At 62.9% G+C, this 15381-nt stretch carries 13 protein-coding genes and 1 pseudogene; 5 read left to right on the top strand and 9 right to left on the bottom strand.

Features of this window, described 5'->3' with window-relative positions:
* Positions 1–76 precede the first annotated feature (76 nt).
* The gene (locus H289_RS0119225; protein ID WP_020102445.1) at positions 77–691 is read right to left on the bottom strand and encodes a TetR/AcrR family transcriptional regulator; all 615 of its coding nucleotides are present in this window, start codon (positions 689–691) and stop codon (positions 77–79) included.
* A gap of 116 nt (positions 692–807) precedes the next feature.
* Between H289_RS0119225 and H289_RS0119220 the strand changes: the two genes are divergently transcribed.
* From H289_RS0119220 to H289_RS0119210, 3 genes are read left to right on the top strand one after another with little or no spacing between them, the layout of a single operon-like run.
* Positions 808–1632, top strand: a complete 825-nt coding sequence (locus tag H289_RS0119220) for an SDR family oxidoreductase (protein WP_029105456.1) — start codon at positions 808–810, stop codon at positions 1630–1632.
* Positions 1629–2069 (top strand): DUF4345 domain-containing protein, encoded by a 441-nt coding sequence (locus tag H289_RS32530; RefSeq protein ID WP_231388077.1) that lies wholly within the window; start codon positions 1629–1631, stop codon positions 2067–2069. Before H289_RS0119220 ends, H289_RS32530 begins: the two co-directional genes overlap by 4 nt.
* 37 nt (positions 2070–2106) lie before the next feature.
* Positions 2107–3279 carry a cytochrome P450 gene (locus tag H289_RS0119210; RefSeq protein WP_020102442.1) on the top strand — a complete coding sequence of 391 codons (1173 nt, stop codon included), beginning with the start codon at positions 2107–2109 and terminating at the stop codon, positions 3277–3279.
* Positions 3280–3364: 85 nt separating this feature from the next.
* Here the strand turns inward: H289_RS0119210 and H289_RS0119205 are convergent, their stop codons facing one another.
* Positions 3365–4960: an FAD-dependent oxidoreductase gene (locus tag H289_RS0119205; protein ID WP_020102441.1), complete on the bottom strand. Its 1596-nt coding sequence runs from the start codon at positions 4958–4960 to the stop codon at positions 3365–3367.
* Between the two features lie 330 nt (positions 4961–5290).
* Here H289_RS0119205 and H289_RS0119200 point away from each other — a divergent pair, with 330 nt between their 5' ends.
* Entirely contained in the window at positions 5291–5743 is a 453-nt protein-coding gene (locus H289_RS0119200) for a hypothetical protein (protein ID WP_020102440.1), read from the top strand.
* 180 nt (positions 5744–5923) lie between these two features.
* On the opposite strand, the gene H289_RS0119195 is transcribed toward H289_RS0119200, so the two are convergent.
* The 7 genes and pseudogenes from H289_RS0119195 to H289_RS0119165 form a co-directional block, all read right to left on the bottom strand.
* Complete coding sequence (locus tag H289_RS0119195) at positions 5924–6595, bottom strand: TetR/AcrR family transcriptional regulator (protein ID WP_029105452.1); 672 nt, start codon at positions 6593–6595, stop codon at positions 5924–5926.
* Between the two features lie 180 nt (positions 6596–6775).
* A complete protein-coding gene (locus H289_RS0119190) occupies positions 6776–8491 on the bottom strand; it encodes an MCE family protein (RefSeq protein ID WP_020102438.1) in 1716 nt (571 codons plus the stop codon).
* Positions 8491–9675, bottom strand: a complete 1185-nt coding sequence (locus tag H289_RS0119185) for an MCE family protein (RefSeq protein ID WP_020102437.1) — start codon at positions 9673–9675, stop codon at positions 8491–8493. The genes H289_RS0119190 and H289_RS0119185 overlap by 1 nt, the downstream gene beginning before the upstream one ends.
* The gene (locus H289_RS0119180) at positions 9672–11075 is read right to left on the bottom strand and encodes an MCE family protein (RefSeq protein ID WP_029105451.1); all 1404 of its coding nucleotides are present in this window, start codon (positions 11073–11075) and stop codon (positions 9672–9674) included. Before H289_RS0119180 ends, H289_RS0119185 begins: the two co-directional genes overlap by 4 nt.
* Positions 11072–12138, bottom strand: a pseudogene (locus tag H289_RS30850) (MCE family protein). The gene H289_RS0119180 and the pseudogene H289_RS30850 overlap by 4 nt, the downstream one beginning before the upstream one ends.
* The gene (locus tag H289_RS0119170) at positions 12128–13159 is read right to left on the bottom strand and encodes an MCE family protein (RefSeq protein WP_020102435.1); all 1032 of its coding nucleotides are present in this window, start codon (positions 13157–13159) and stop codon (positions 12128–12130) included. The pseudogene H289_RS30850 and the gene H289_RS0119170 overlap by 11 nt, the downstream one beginning before the upstream one ends.
* A complete protein-coding gene (locus H289_RS0119165) occupies positions 13159–14361 on the bottom strand; it encodes an MCE family protein (protein ID WP_020102434.1) in 1203 nt (400 codons plus the stop codon). Before H289_RS0119165 ends, H289_RS0119170 begins: the two co-directional genes overlap by 1 nt.
* A 244-nt stretch (positions 14362–14605) precedes the next feature.
* On the opposite strand from H289_RS0119165, the gene H289_RS0119160 reads away from it, so the two are divergent.
* Positions 14606–15367 (top strand): membrane protein, encoded by a 762-nt coding sequence (locus H289_RS0119160; RefSeq protein ID WP_020102433.1) that lies wholly within the window; start codon positions 14606–14608, stop codon positions 15365–15367.
* Positions 15368–15381: the final 14 nt, after the last annotated feature.

Genomic DNA, 15381 nt, shown 5'->3' with positions numbered 1-15381 from the left:
GGCTTGTCTTGATCAAGCCGCGAGGGCGGCCGGCCGGGTTAATGGATACTCGTCGGTTAGGCTCGGTGGTGCCCGATCATGTCGGCACAGGAGCGTCGCCGTCGACAATGGCCATGGCAGCGGAAAGTCCCGCCTGCAGTGCTTGTTGTTGTGAATGGCTGCCGGGAACCATCGCGCGCGCCACTGTTACCGCGCCGACCATCAGGGCGACGAGGCTCCATGCGCTTTGTTGAGCCTGCTGACGTTCGCCGCCGAGGGCGTTGGCGATTCGAGTGGCAAAGGCGGTGGCCTGGCGATCGTAGACTTCTTGGGCGGCTGGGTGTCTGGCCACGTCTTCGCTCAATGCTGGCATTACGCAACCTCTTTCGACATCCATACAGTGCGTGTTGCCGATGTAGTAGGCCAGGAAGTCCTTCAACCCGTCTATGTCGTCCTGCGGCGAGTCGGGTGCGTCTGAGAACTGGCCGAGGTACGTCTCGATGATCGCGGTGAGCAACCCAGCCTTGTTGGTGAAGTTTGAGTAGACGGCCCCAGAGGTGACGCCGGCGGCGCTGGCGATGCCGTCAACGCCGATCCCCATGAAGCCGTTGACCTTCATCTGTTCAACTGCGGCTTCCAGCAGCGCAGCGCGGAGCTTCTCTTTGTGGTCCGGTGGATACCGCACAATCAGCACCTCTTTGTCGATTGACATGCCGTCTTCACTAGCATAACGTACGTTACCATAACGATCGCTATTGAAGCGGCGCGGGACGGATCTTCGCCCGTTCCCTGACCTGTCGACGTGTCGACGAGAGAAGAGATTGAAAAATGCCTTCTGTTTTGGTTACCGGCGCCGGGAGAGGCATCGGGTTGGCGATCGCCGAGAGCATGAGTTCGCGTGGCTGGGACGTATATGCCACCGCTCGCTCTGATGCTGCGCTGCACAGCCTGAGTCGATTGCCGAATGTGCATCCGATCCCGCTGGACATCACAGACCGTTCCGATATCGCCGCGCTGCCCGCTCGGCTGCCGGCGGGTCTGGATGGCCTGGTCAACAACGCGGGGATCATCGTGAACGGGCCGGTGGAGGGGCTGTCGCTGGATGACCTGACTGGTCAGCTCGACGTCAACGTGATCTCCCAGATCGCGGTGACCCAGGCGGTGCTGCCGAAAATCCGTGAAGCCGGTGGGCGGTTGGTGTTCATGTCTTCGGTTAGCGGGCTCATCACAACTCCGGGCACCGGCGCGTACAACGCGTCGAAGTATGCGATCGAATCGTTGGCTGATGCGCTGCGAATGGAGTTGCGCCCGTGGAAGATTCCGGTCTCGCTTATCGAGCCCGGCCCGATCCGCACCGATATGTGGGGCAGCGCACTCGACGACTACGACCGCATGACCAATCAGCTGTCCGAGGCGAATCGCCAGCTATACGCGGCGCATCTGGCCGGTAGCCGGAAGCTGATGGGCCGTATGCAGAAACTTGCCGCCGACCCCAAGCGAGTCACCAAGGCGGTCCATCACGCGCTGACATCCAGGCATCCCAAACGTCGCTACCTGCTCGACACCCTCAGTCGCACTCAGAAGCTCACCTTCGCGGTCACCCCGGCCGCGGTCACCGACGCGATCCTGGCCGCCGCAACGACATCGAAATGAGGAACATGAACATGGAGTACCCGCGCGCGGTGTCGCAACCTGGCAATGGTCGGAGTCGTCGTGGGCTGCAGTGGACTCTCGCGGCGCTGACGGTGATACCGATGGCCAGCGCGGTCGGTGAGATCGCTCGTGGCGCTCAGGGTGTGCCAGGGGGATCTCCGGAAGTGCCGCCCACAGTGGACAGTTCGCTTCGATATGCCAATGTGTTCAAGTTCGCGATGGCGCTCATGATGTGGCCCCAGCTCGGACGTGTCGAGCGGTCGCGGACAGTGACGTTCTCGTTGTCAACCACGTTCATTGGTGGCCTGGCCCGAATCCGTTCGTGGCAACAACGCGGACGACCGCACCCGGTTGCGGTGGCAGCGATAGCACTGGAGACCATCGGGGTGGCGAGTCTCCTGGCGTGGCAGCGGTCGCTGTCTTCCAGCAGCGCCTGATTCGCTTGCGCGGCTGGCGAAGTCATTTGATCCCGAGGTGCTGTTGAAGGGGATTCCGATCAACGAGTTCGCGCATCTTCGGCAGACGGCTCCGGTCTGGTGGAACGAGCAGCCTGAATCGATCTTTGACGATGGCGGCTACTGGGTGGTGAGCCGGCACGAGCACATCAAGGCGATCTCCCGCGACGGCGACCTGTGGTCAACCAACCGCAAGGGAGCGGTGATGCGCCTGCCTGATGGCGTGACTGCCGATCAACTGGAACTCACCAAAGCGCTGTTGATCAATCACGATGCACCCGAGCACACACGGCTGCGCAAGTTGGTCTCACGGCTGTTCACTCCGCGCGCTATCGTGACGCTGGAAAGCAAGCTCGCCGCCGCCGCGCACGACATAGTCGCCGAGGCCGCTGCGAAGGACACCGGTGATTTCGTCCATGACATCGCGATGAAGTTGCCGCTCTTGGCAATTGCGGATCTCATCGGGGTGCCCGAGGCTGACCGCGAGAAGCTGTTCGACTGGACCAACGCGATCATGAACACCGATGACCCGGAGTTCGCCGGCGATCCGACGGCCGCAAACGCCGAGATCATGGGTTACGCATACAGCATGGCTGAAGACCGCCGTCGGTGCCCGGCCGACGACATCGTCACACGGCTGATCGAAGCCGACGTTGACGGCGAGGCGTTGGGCGAGGTCGAGTTCGCTTTCTTCGTCATCTTGCTTGCCGTCGCCGGCAACGAAACCACCCGAAATGCCATGACGCACGGCATCAATGCCTTCTTCGAGCACCCGGATCAGTGGGAGCTGTTCAAAGAACAGCGCCCCGACACCGCCGTTGACGAGATCATCCGATGGGCGACGCCGGTGCACTGCTTCCAGCGCACGGCCAGTGCGGACGTCGAACTCGGCGGCGCACACATCAAGGCGGGTCAGCGGGTCGGTCTGTTCTACAGTTCTGCGAACTTCGACGAGGACGTCTTCGACAAGCCGTTCGAGTTCAACATTCTCCGTAACCCCAATCCACACTTGGCATTCGGAGGAAACGGCGCGCATTACTGCATCGGCGCGAACCTTGCCCGGATGGAAATCAAGCTCATCTTCGACGAGATCGCCAACCAGATTCCCAACATCGCCAAGCTCGGCGAGCCCGAACGGTTGCGCTCGGGCTGGATCAACGGCGTCAAGCGACTCGACGTCACCTACTCGTAGCCCCCGGCATCCTCAAACCGTTTCGGTCAAATCGGTCGGGCCGCACGCACGTCTACAGCGACGTGCGTGCGGCCCACCGTCGAGCTCAATCGCGAGCCAATGCGGCGGCAATCAGCTCGTGGCGCGACACCAGCTTCGAACGGTGACGGCCGGCGGCTCGGCCCCGCTCGCACTCCGACGCGTCGATGGCACGCCAGCCGTCCCAATCGAGTCGTATCACACCGCGCTCGGTCAGCAGGCTGCGTAACACGTCCCGCTGCAGGACATCTCGACCCAGAGTGCCGGAATCGAAGTCGTCCCACAGCGATGCCACCGTCTCCGCCGCGCATACGCGATTGCTACCGATCACGCCGCGCGGACCCCGCTTGATCCAGCCGGTGACATACACCCCGGGAACCGGCGCATCCGAATCGTCGACAACCCGACCCTGGTTGTTGGGCACCACGCCCCGTGCCGGGTCGAAGGGCACACCGTCAATCGGGATGCCGCGATAGCCGATCGACCGCAGCAGCAGCGACGTCTCCAGGACCTCCCCGTCATCGAGGACCAGCGCCGTAACGTGCTGGGAACCAACGATTTCAACCGGTCTGGCGCCGAATCTGAACACGATCCGCTTATGTCCCGGGGTGATGGGACACGCTGCGTACTCGCGGGCGATGGCAATCTTGTTCGCGGAATCGAAGTCAACTGCGGCATCCTCATCAATGGGGTCGCCTTCAATGACAACGTCCACGTCTGGCAGATGGCCCAGAGCCAGGAACTCGCTGACCGAGAACGCGGCATCGGCAAGCCCGCGACGCGCCAGGATCACCACCTCGTCGATGCTGCTGGCATGCAGGGCGTCGAGCGCATGTTCCGCAATATCGGTGCCGGCAAGCTCGACCGGACCCATCGTGAGTACGCGAGCGACATCCAGCGCGACGTTTCCGTTGCCGATCACCACCGCGCGCCGGCCGGTCAGCTCGAAGTGGTGGGACGAATGGTCGGGGTGGCCGTTGTACCAACCGACGAAGTCCGCGGCCGGGTGGCTGCCGGCAAGGTCCTCGCCGGGGAGCCCGAGGGCACGGGTGTCCGATGCGCCCACCGCATAGATGACCGCATGGTGTGAGGCCAAGAGTTCGTCGTGAGTGACATCCCGTTCGACTTCAACATTGAAGTGGCAGCTCACGCGGTCGTTGGCGAGAACCGAATCAAACAGGCGCACTACCGATTTCGTGCGCTGGTGATCGGGCGCGACGCCGGCCCGGATCAGTCCGAATGGTGTGGGCAACCGCTCGAACATGTCAATTTCCACGCCGTCGGTGCCGATCAGTTCGGCTGCGGCGTAGCAGGCCGCCGGGCCGGCGCCAACTACTGCCACACGCAACGCGCCCGGTCGCACCGGCGAGTGGCGCGCCGGTTCGGGTGTGGGATCGGCCTGTAGCGGGTGCAGGGCGAAATAGTCGGCACTGAGCTGCTTGAAGCGCTCCAGGTGCGGCGGCAGATCGTCGTCGTAATGGATTGCGTCGACCGGGCATTCGTCAAAGCAGGCGCCGCAGTCGATGCAGCTGTCCGGGTCGATGTACAGCATCTCGGCGGCGTCGAATCCTCCGCCGCTGGGCGCCGGGCGGATGCAGTCGACCGGGCACACCGGAATGCAGCTCGCGTCCTTGCAGCAGTTCTGCGTGATGACGTATGCCACGATCCCACCTCTCCAGACCAGCTCAGTGAACGAAGACAATGATACTGGACAAGTGTCTGATTTGGTGAGGCTGTGTCGGCACCTAATTGACAGCGCCTGTGGATATTGATTGCCGCCTCCGCGTGAAAGAGTCAGCTGTATCGCCGTTTTTCCGCAGCTGTTGCCGCTTCTGGTTCCGTCGGATAGGCTGGACACATGTCCAGTATCGCGGTGCTACCCGGAGTGTTCCGGCGGGATCCGGATCGGCAGCGAGTCCTGACGCGGCGTCGTGTGTTGGGTGCGGCCACCGCCTTGGCCGATCAGGCTTCGGGGTCCGAGGGCGCCCCTACAGTGCCGGAACTGGCGACGCACGCGCGGATCACACCGACGGCACTGCGCGCACACTTTCCGTCGATCGACGCGGTGTTTGCCAATGTCTATCTGGACCGCATTAGACACCTGCCGCTGAACGTGGACCCGTCGATTCCCGCAGCCAGCCGCGTCAGTGAACAGCTGCGATTGATCACCGAGATTTTCGACGACGAAGCCCAGTTGGCAGTCGTGTGCACCCGCGCCCTGCTGGGGGAGGACGGCAACGTGGCCGAAATCCGGACGCGCATCGGCGAGGAACTGCACCGGCGCGTCACCGCGTCGCTGGGCGCGGGCGCCTGGCCGGAAGTTGTCACCACCCTGGAGACCGTGTTCTGGGGTGCGCTACTTCAAATGAAGACTGGAACGCTGGGCCGCCGAACGATGGCCGCACACCTAGAAACGATGGCCGCGGTCATCATTGCTGACAGCTGAGCTGTCCGAGGTCCTACAGCACAAGTGTGAGTTGGGAGCTGGAATTGATTTCGCCACAAGAAAGTTCGTGGCAGCACCGATGATCACCTGGGCGTTAACCGGTGGGCTGTGCGCCGCCGTCGTTACGCAGCGACAGGTTGGTGCAGAACGGCTCTGGATCGAAGAGCGTGTCGCATCCTGTTAGCGAGGGCGGTCGGCACGCCGACGCCGCGGTGCGCTGTCATGCTGTGCGGCACGCAGATGATCGGACATCAGTTGTGCCATGGCCTGTCGTTGCGGTTCTGTGGGTAGGGGCACCTCGGTTACCATTTGGCCGACCATGAGGCCGACCGGCGCCGCCCACAGGAGGTCTGCGATCGCGCTGGCGTGGGGCGAGCGTGCGCCGATAAGTTGTGCGATGCGTTGCAGTCCCGGTTGAAGCTTCGCGAGTTGTTCTATGCCCAGGGTCGACCGCAGTGATCTGGTGGCGATGAGGATTTCCATGGCCGTCATGCTGGCCGGGTTGAGGAAGGTCTTCCAGGCAGCGTCGGCGAGCGCAATCATGCGTTCGTCGGTTTCGGCAATTCCTTCGACTTCGTCAGCGAGATCGTTCACCGAGCTCACGAGGGAGGTGATGGCGTGGTCAACGACGGCGGTAAGCAGCCCGTCCCGATCGCCAAAGTGATATTGGACGACCCCGGTGCTCACCCCGGCTCGTTCGATGATGTGCCTGGTGCTGGCAGCGGCAAATCCTTCTTCGCGGATGCACCGGATCGTCTCTTCAATGACGAGTTCCCGCGTGCGCTCGGCACGTTCTTGACTGCGATGTCGGGATTGCCGTGGCGTGATGCGGTTTTGGGGTCCGGCTGTCATCGGTGCGCAATCCCGGGTATCCGACTGCTGGGGGAGCAGTGTCGGTGCATGGCGACGTGGGGTTCTGTCACGTTGCGCCGTGATCGTCGAGACGGCGCAACACCTGCGGTGATCGGTGGCTGCACACGTCGATCCTATGCGGGTGCCGCAATGCGATGACTGAACGTCGTGGCAGTGCATTCATGTTTGTTGCCGCGGTGCCCGCATGAGGTCAATCCAACTCTCAGTGGGCAGGCGCTTGCTGTCGTCGACAACAAATACGCCGATGCCCCCGGTGTGGTCTTGGAAGAGCCCGTTCGCCGAGTCGTACGTGGCGAGTTGAGGCCGCATGGGATCGGGCGATCGACCTTCCCCCGAATTCGGCACCCCGGCGGGCCGCCAGCCTGTCGGGGCGTTGGCGTTCGGTTCTTGTTGAGTCTGCGGCGGTTGCTGACCGTACGGCGGAACGTGTTGATCTGCTGGAGGGTCGTAGGGCAGTGGCACGGGCGGAGGGCCGGGTGTGGCCGGGGGAACCGGTAGGGGGTAGGGAGCGTACTCGGCGGGCCCAGGCCCCGGCGCCACCCCGGGTGGCAGCTGTGTGACGGGAGGACCCGGGTCGTAGTCGGCGCCGGGCGGAATATTCGGATATTTATTGGGGGGCAATATGTTCCGCGGGTCGGTGATCGGTGTGTCTTCGGGTACGGCCGGTCCACGCCAGGCTTGATTGCCGATCGGTACGTAGCCCTGAGGATCGCGGCAGAGAGCTATCGTGGGCGCGCGTTTGCCGGGGAATTCTTGGCAAGGGTAGTTGCGGGCGCCGCGCACCACCACCGACGAGCTCTGGGGCACTTTGCAGTAGAGATCTTTTGGTAGGTCGCGCAGAGTCTGATCCCCGGGGGATCGGATGAGCGTCGGTGGGATGAAGCCGACGTTGCACGGCGGCGGGTCGCCCAGTCCCAGTTTGAAGTCGACTTTGACGCCTTCATCGGCGGGTAGCTGTTCTGCGGCGCTGATGAGTACGGCGGTAACGGCGGGAAGGACGACCAGTGTCTGCTCGATCGATTTGTGGTAGATGACCCCGATGCGGCCGAAGTTGGCGAGGTTGGCTGCCAGCATGGGGAACGACGGCCGGATGCCGTCAAATGTGCTTGTGGCCGCAGTTGCGGCTGCCGGCGCGATGTCGAGCAATGATCGCAGTTGCGGGTCGGCCGTGCGCACGTTGGTGGTGAAGCGGGCCAACCGGTCGGCTAGCGCTGTGATGTTTGCGCCGCTGCGGATCTGAGCGTCAAGGAACGGGCCCATGCGGTCGATCAGGACGGTGGTGTCCTCGCCGTGGGCGCTGAGCTGATCGAGCAGAGTGCTGGCGGTATTGACGAGGCGTGCGAGGTCGGGGCCGGCGCCGTTGAACGCGGCGGCGGTTTCGCGCAGCAGGTCCTTGAGTTTGCTTTGGTCCAGGGAGTCGACCAGACCCTGTGCTTGGCGGAGCAGTCCCGCAATGTCGCCGCTGAGCGCGGTGTGAGAACGGTCGATGATCGATCCGTCGTGCAGTACCGAGCCGAGCGGGCTGCCGGATACCGGCATGAGATCGACGTATTGTTCGCCGATCGCCGAGACGCTCTTGGCTGAAGCGGTGACATTGGCAGGTATGGCGATACCGGAGTTGAGACGCATGTGCACGTCGACGCTGAGTTTGTCGGTCAGGTCTACCGAGGTGACGCGGCCGACGGTGGTTCCGCGGTAGGTGACGTTGGCGTTGGGATACAGTCCGCCGCTGGCTGCGAAGTCTGCCGTGACGTCGTAGTGTCCGATGCCCAGCGCCTCGGGCACGCGCAGGTAAAAGATGGCCACCGCGCCGACCGCGAAGATCGAAACGACGACAAAGATGGTCAATTGCCATCGAATGAGCCGGGTGAGCATCAGCGCGTGCCGGCCGTGGCGGGATCGGGTGCGGCGGGTATGGCGAAAGGGTCAGCGGCCTGTCCGGACAGGTTGGCTTGTTCGCCCATCAAAAAGTCAGGGGCATTGAGGATTTCGTCCAGGTGCTTCATGTTCGGGTCCAGCGGCGAGGTGGTGAAGATGTTCTCGCCCATGCGTCGTTGGGTCAGGTCCAACGTGGCGATCGCGTTGAGGTAGTCCCCGCGCACCGCTTGCTTGATGCCGGTCTGCGGAAACGGGTAGGTCGCGGTGATGGGTAGGGCGTCGATGAGTTCCTGCGCATGGTCAGCAAGCGGCTTGATCACGGCGTAGGAGTGGGTGAGGTCGGCGGTGATGTCGGCTTTGGTTTGGGTCAGGATTTGCGAGGCGGACTCGCTGAAACGCCGCAGCGCGGCGAAGGTGTCGATGATCCGCCCAGCGTTGGCGTTGAGGGTCTGGGTTGCTTCGGGCAGGGCCGCCAATGCGGCGGTCACCGTCGGCGCGTTGGCAGCGAATTTGGCTGCCACCCTGTTGGTCGATTCGATCGCGTCGACGATGTTGTGTCGTTGTCGGTCGACGGCGGCGGTGAGTGTCGCCAGTTGTGGGAGCAGGTTGGCGAATTGGCCGGCATGCCCGGCGACTGCGGCGTAGGCCTCGTCAGTGATGTCTTGTAGTGCACCGAGATTGCCCTTGTTGACGACCACGCCCAGGGTGGAAAGTACTTCTTCGGTGCTGGGGTAACGACCGGCCCGTTGCGCCGGGATGGTGGCGCCGTTGCTGAGCACGCCCACCGGTGGCTCAGTCGATGGCGCGGCAAGTTCGACGTGTTGAGATCCCAGCAGTGAGGTTTGACCGAGGGTAACGGTCGCGTTGGCCGGCAGGTGCACCGCCGAGCTCAGCGATAGCTGTAGAGCGGCGTAGAACGTGCCGTCGGGCCGTTGCGCGACGCGTTGTCCGGAGACGCTGCCGATGGTGACGTCATCGACGAGGACGGGCGAGTTCTGCGGGAGGGCGGACACGTCGGGCAGCTCGACGGTGACGGTGAATGATCCGGCGTCGTGGCCGAGTGTTCCCGGCATGTCGAGCGAGTTGAGCCCTCCGAATTCGCATCCGCTGACCGCAAGGACGATGGATCCGAGTGCCGCGAGCAGCCGCACCGGGCGGCGTCGGGCCGCGGCGGTGCTCATTGGTGCGGTCCCGGTACCGGCGGGGTGGCGGAGAACGGCTGATCGGGTACCGCCGGCATGGCCGCGCCGCCGGGGGCGGCGGTGGTCATGTCGCCACCTGGCGCTGGAGGTGCCGTTGGGTTGGGCAGGAGCAGGGTGGAGAGGTCGGTCGCCGCGGACGTGGTCGGCATGGTCGGGCCGGGTAGCGGCTGCCATTGCAATTGCGATACTGGCGTTTGGGCCTTGGCTTCGGTGGCTGGGGTGTCGTAGGTGATTTGGCCCTTGTACGCGGTGATGGTGTTGATCGGATGGAACAGCACGGGCGGGAAGTTCATCATGATCCGTCTCAGAACCGGGGCCATGCGTTGCCGGCAGATCTCGGTGCGCTTGTAGTAGTCGGGTGTCCCGCCGGCGTCGAAAACCCCGGCGCACAGGAACTGGACGGGATTGGCGAAGTTCGGCAGGGACAAAATGGCGCCGATCGAGCCTTGTGCGGGGTTGTAGATGTTGTAGAAGTTCGCCAGTGCGTTGGGCGCGACATGCAGCACCTGTTCGATGTCTTGGTCGTGTTGGGTCAGCAGTGAGGTGAAGTCGGTCAACTTGGCCACCTGGCCGCTGATGGCCGAATTATTCTTGGCCAGAAAGGATTTGACCTGGGTGAGGGCGCCGCTGAGTGCGTCCAGCGATCGGGCGACATCGGTAGAGCTGTCGGCGAAAACCTGTGACAGGGAGGCGACGTGGTCGGTGAACTGCACGATCTGTTCGTTGCTGCCTGACAATGCGTCGACCAGCGTGCGCAGATTCTTGATGGTGCCGACGAGATCGAAACGCGAATCGCCCAGGCGCCCTGCCGTTTGGGACAGTTCGCGCACCGCGTTGCGAAACGATAGGCCGTTGTCATCGAAGGTGTTCGCAGCCTGGTCGATCGCTTCACGCAGCGGCCCTTGCAGGGTGCCGTTTTCTGGGCCCAGCCGCGACGCCAGTTGGGTCAGTTGATCTTTGACATCGTCCCATTCGACTGGGACCGCGGTGCGCGCGATAGGAATGGTGGTCCGGTCGGCCAGTTTCGGGCCGGTGGTGTAGACGGGCGCCAACTCGAGTGTGCGTGCTGACAGCAGATTTGGCGCCATGATCACCGCGGTGACGTCGGCGGGCACGGGAACGCCGGCACGGACGGTGAATGTCACCACCGCGTGGTCGGGCCCGGGTTCGATGCTGGTGACCGATCCTACTGGCACGCCGAGGATTTCGACCTCGTCGCCGGGATACAGGCCCACCGTCGATGCGAAGTAGCCGGTGATGGTCAGCGGTGCGGTCCTGGAGCACTGCATCGCCAGCGCGCCTGTGGCCGAGCCGAGCAGCACGACGACCAGAGCGATCACCGCAGAGCGACGGCGCAGGGCGGCATTGAGTCTGCTCACGGTGATTTCGGCCTCACGATAGTGCGGTCGGTGATGAATCCACGCAAGAAGTCGGCCAAGCTGGCGGGGAGTTTTCCGGGTTGGAAGTAGGAGTCCAACAAGACGGCACCGAGTGTGGGGGCGGAACACCAAAGACGTTGGCTTGAAAGCCGGGACCGGATCCGACCACTTCCCCCAGCGCGGTGGCGTAAGCGGGCAGCCGCGTCAACGCCTGGGAGATGTGTTGGCGCCGCTCGTTGAGATTGTCCAGAACAAGGTTCAGCTTGACCAAAGCGGGCCCCAGGGACTGTTGGTTGTCTTTGACGAAGCCGGACAGTTGGTCAGCAAGACTTTTGATGCCCGAGATGAGCTGGTCGATGGCGTCGCGCCGGCTGGCCAGTTCCGCGAATAGGGCGTTGCCGTCGGTGATCAGCTGGTTGATTTGGCCCGCGCGTTCGGCCACCACGTGGGACAGGGACACGGCATGGCGCAGCAGCTGTTGCACCTTGTCGTCTCGCGCGTTGACGCTGCTGGCGAGGGCGGTGATGCCTTCGAGTGCGGCATGGACCTGGGGGGTGGCGTCGCGCATGGCGGCGGTCAAGGTGTGCAGTGCTTCAACGAATTTGGGTTGGTCGAGCTCGCCGACGTTGTGCCCAAGGTCTTGTAAGGCGTTGTTGAGGGTGTAGGGCGTGTTGGTGCGCGCCAGCGGGATAAGGGTCATGAGTCCCGAGCCGCGGGGCGTCAGCTCGATCGAGCGTTGCCCGAGCACCGTGTCGGTCTTGATGGCAACCAAGGATTGATCACCGACGCGGATTTTGCGGTCCACGGTGAAACCGACCTTGGCGGCCTGGCCGGCAACGTCGAGTTCAATGGCATCCACGTGTCCCACGGTGTATCCGTAGACCTGTACCGGATTGCCGTCCGCGATGCCGGCGGCATGAGCGAAGTAGGCGGTGTAGTGACGGCCTTGGGGCCAGAACGGCAGCCCGGTGTAACCGAAGGACACCAGCACCAAGCACGTGACGATAGCGATGCCGAAAACGCCGGTACGCAACGGATCTCGGCCACCGGGATCATTTGGCAAAGTCACACCTTCCGTGATCCGATGCTGGTGGTTTGACGGCGGGCAGCAGAATGTCGCTGCCTGCCGGGCCATTGATCTTGATCTTGACCGAACAGAAGTAGATGTTGAAGAACGAGCCGTAGGCGCCTAATGCGCTGAGTCGCAGATAGTCTTCAGCCAGCGGTTCAATGGTGGCATTGACGTCCTTCTTGCGGTCATCGAGTGCCGTTGCCAGTGGACCGGAGGCATCGATGATGGCCCGGAAAGGGCGCCTTGCAGTGCTGAGCACATCGGTGAGGTCGCGTTGGGCATCGGCCAACGGCGGCAATGCGTTTGTGATTGGGTCGCGCCCGCGGTTGAGTGCGGTGATCAGCTGCTGAAGCTGGTCGACACTGGTGCTCAGTTCGTTGCTTTTCTGATCAGCGGCCGACAGCACAGAGGTTAGGTTGTCGATGGCCTGCTCGATGAGCTGATCGTGGCTCGTGATGGTCTGGGTGAATTCGGCGGTGTTGGCCAGCACGGTCGACAGCGTCGCGCCCTTGCCCTGAAGCAGTTCGATCAGTGCGTTACTGACTTGGTTGAGCTTGGCTCCGTTGAGGCCTTTGAGCACGGGGCGCAGACCGCCGAGCAATGCGTCAAGGTCCAGTGCTGGTTCGGTGTTGCTCCGCGGGATCGTTCCTCCGGCACGCAGCTTCCGTAGTTCTCCCGGGCCGGCGAGGACCTCGAGATATCGGTCACCGGTCAAGTTCTGGTAGCGGATCGCTGCGCGCGTGGAGCTGTACAGCTGTTGCCGCCTGTCCACGGTAAAGGTGACGGTGGCGTGGTCGCCGTCGATCGCGATGTTCTTGACCGTGCCCACGGCGATGCCGGCGATACGCACGTCTTGACCGGTCTTGAGGCGCGACACCGACGCAAACTCTGCGTGAAAGGTGTTGGCGGAGCCGAATCGAAACTGGCCGAAGGTGACAATCAGACCGGCCATCACCAGCAGCATGACGGCGGTGAAGATGCCGACTTTCAGAGCGGTTCGTTGCGTAGTCATCAGTACCGGTCTCGTTCGGCGTAGGCACCATTGAACAGAAACTGCAGCGTGGAGGGAGCGTCAAACTGCAGCTCGGTGTTGGGTTGATAGGGAACGTAGGCGTTGTCCGTCACCAGGAACGGTGGTCGATACCAGGATCCAGCTCCCTGTTTGGTCGGAAGATCAGGCAGGCCACGGCAGTTGGGGCCTCCCGAGGCATTGACCAGCGGCAGACTCTCCGGATACGTGTAGGCCGGTGACCCCGGGATGAAACCGGCGTTGACGAACAGGGCTGGTTGAGTGCCGCCGATGTAGGGACCGAATTTCTTGTATGCCTTGGCCAAAGAGGTTATGAGGCATCCATATTCGGGTGAGTACTGGCTCATGACCCCCAGCGGAGCGCGCAGCCGCTGAATAGCAGCGATCAGGTCGGCCGCGGCAGGGGTGAGGGTGTCCGCGCCGGCATCCGCCAGGCCGGTGGCCGCAAGCAACGTGGCGCTGAGTTGGTCGCGCTCGTCGGCGATGGTGTGGCTGATCGGCGCAATGTTGCCCAGGGTGGATACCAGATCGTTAGCTGCCGCGTTGTAGACGTCGCCCACGGTGCTCGCCTTCGGCACGTCGTCTTCGAGTGTCGGCAGGTGTGGATTGATCGTCCCTAGGTATTGGTCGAGAGTCGCGACGGCGTCACCGATGCGCTTGCCGTTGCCGCGCAGGCCATTTCCGAGCGCGGTCAGTGTTGTGTTGAGTTGAACCGGATCGATCTTGTCGAGGGTGTTGACCAGTGTTTGAAACAGGGTGTTGACCTCAACGCTGACGTCGGCGGCCTGCAAATGCGCTTGCGGCGCGAGTCGGCTTCTTGCCGGTTGAGCCGGTGGAAGCAGTTCGACCGACTTGGCGCCGAAGATCGTGCTGCTGGCAATCCGGGCGGTGACGTTGGCTGGAACTTTGGACAACTCGTCGGTCCGGATGGCAAGGGTCAGTTGAGCCGACGCGCCGTCGTACGAGATCTGGGAGACCTTGCCGATCTGTACGCCGAGGAACTTCACCTTGGCGTCACGGTCCATCACCAAGCCGGCTCGCGGTGATGTCAAGGTCACGTTGACGGTGGGTGTGAATGTTCCCCGGTACGACAGGTAGGTGATGCCTACGGTTGCCACGAAAGAGGCCGCCAAGGCCGCTGCGGCCAATCGCACCTTCGCTCGTCGACCGAACGAAATCTGCACTTCGAGCCCCCTTTCGAGGTAGGTCGGTCCACGTAGCAGGCCGTGCGGTCGCCGGCAATCAGCGTTGTCACCCAGACGCCCGAACCGGCAGGAAAACCCTAACACGTGTTATAACATCACGGATGATATAAAACTAGAGTCGGGTGCCTCTGTAAGTCACGCAAGGTTTTTCACACGGCGGCGACGGCAGCCCACGGCGCCGGGTTCACATCGTCTACCGTCCCCTCAACGTGGAGGCCCGTTCATGACAGACACGATCCGACACCATGGCATCCGACGCGCATCCAGCCACCGCGGCTTCTCGTCGCTGCAGAAGGCGTTGTTCGGAGTACTGGCGTTCTTCTTCGCCGTACACCCGGTGTTCTGGTACTTGGAATTTCACGCCGGATTGCCGCATGAGGTCGCTTCGACGGCGATGGTGCTCGTCGTCATCGGCTGCTTCGTGACCGCGCTGGTCCTGCCGTGGATCGCCTTCGCCGACCAGCGGGCGCGGACACGAGCTGAACGATTCGGCGCCATGGTGATCGTGTGGGTGTTCATCGCCCTGATCCCACGCTTCATTTGGGAACTGCCGTGGCTACTGCTCTTCGACCAGATCCGGGCAGGAGTAGAGAACGGATCAATCTGGACCTACATGTGGTCGCCCATCCTGCTCGGGGGTGACGCACGCTACCTCAACGCAGATCCGCTGATCGTCTGCCTGGAATGGATCGCCCTATTCGTCGGGCTGTTCGAAGCCTATGCGCTCCTCCAGTTTTTCCGAAATGGCAAGCGGTTCAGCAGCATCCAATTGTCGTTGATCATGGCCGGCATGATCGTGGAGGTCACGCTTCCAGCGGTCTACTTCGGCGTCGAGATCGCGCACAACTTCCAAAGTATGTCGTCGCCATTGCAGATGTGGGTGAAATTCGTCCTGATCAACGTCCTGTGGTGCACCATGCCCCTAGTGACCTACTTCTGGGGCGTCCGCAGACTAGTCGCCCAAGACCTCGCAGTGCGCTTCTGACGCGTCCGCGACTC

This window comes from Mycobacterium sp. 360MFTsu5.1 (assembly GCF_000383495.1).
Taxonomy (GTDB): domain Bacteria; phylum Actinomycetota; class Actinomycetes; order Mycobacteriales; family Mycobacteriaceae; genus Mycobacterium; species Mycobacterium mucogenicum_B.
Note: the sequence above shows the minus strand (reverse complement) of the source record. Positions and strands in the feature narration are given on the sequence as shown.

Excerpts from the sequence above, each read along its gene's own strand:
- H289_RS0119225 (WP_020102445.1), bottom strand. The coding sequence starts at position 691 with ATGTCAATCGACAAAGAGGTGCTGATTGTGCGGTATCCACCGGACCAC.
- H289_RS0119220 (WP_029105456.1), top strand. The coding sequence starts at position 808 with ATGCCTTCTGTTTTGGTTACCGGCGCCGGGAGAGGCATCGGGTTGGCG.
- H289_RS32530 (WP_231388077.1), top strand. The coding sequence starts at position 1,629 with ATGAGGAACATGAACATGGAGTACCCGCGCGCGGTGTCGCAACCTGGC.
- H289_RS0119195 (WP_029105452.1), bottom strand. The coding sequence starts at position 6,595 with ATGACAGCCGGACCCCAAAACCGCATCACGCCACGGCAATCCCGACAT.
- H289_RS0119190 (WP_020102438.1), bottom strand. The coding sequence starts at position 8,491 with ATGCTCACCCGGCTCATTCGATGGCAATTGACCATCTTTGTCGTCGTT.
- H289_RS0119185 (WP_020102437.1), bottom strand. The coding sequence starts at position 9,675 with ATGAGCACCGCCGCGGCCCGACGCCGCCCGGTGCGGCTGCTCGCGGCA.
- H289_RS0119170 (WP_020102435.1), bottom strand. The coding sequence starts at position 13,159 with ATGACTACGCAACGAACCGCTCTGAAAGTCGGCATCTTCACCGCCGTC.
- H289_RS0119160 (WP_020102433.1), top strand. The coding sequence starts at position 14,606 with ATGACAGACACGATCCGACACCATGGCATCCGACGCGCATCCAGCCAC.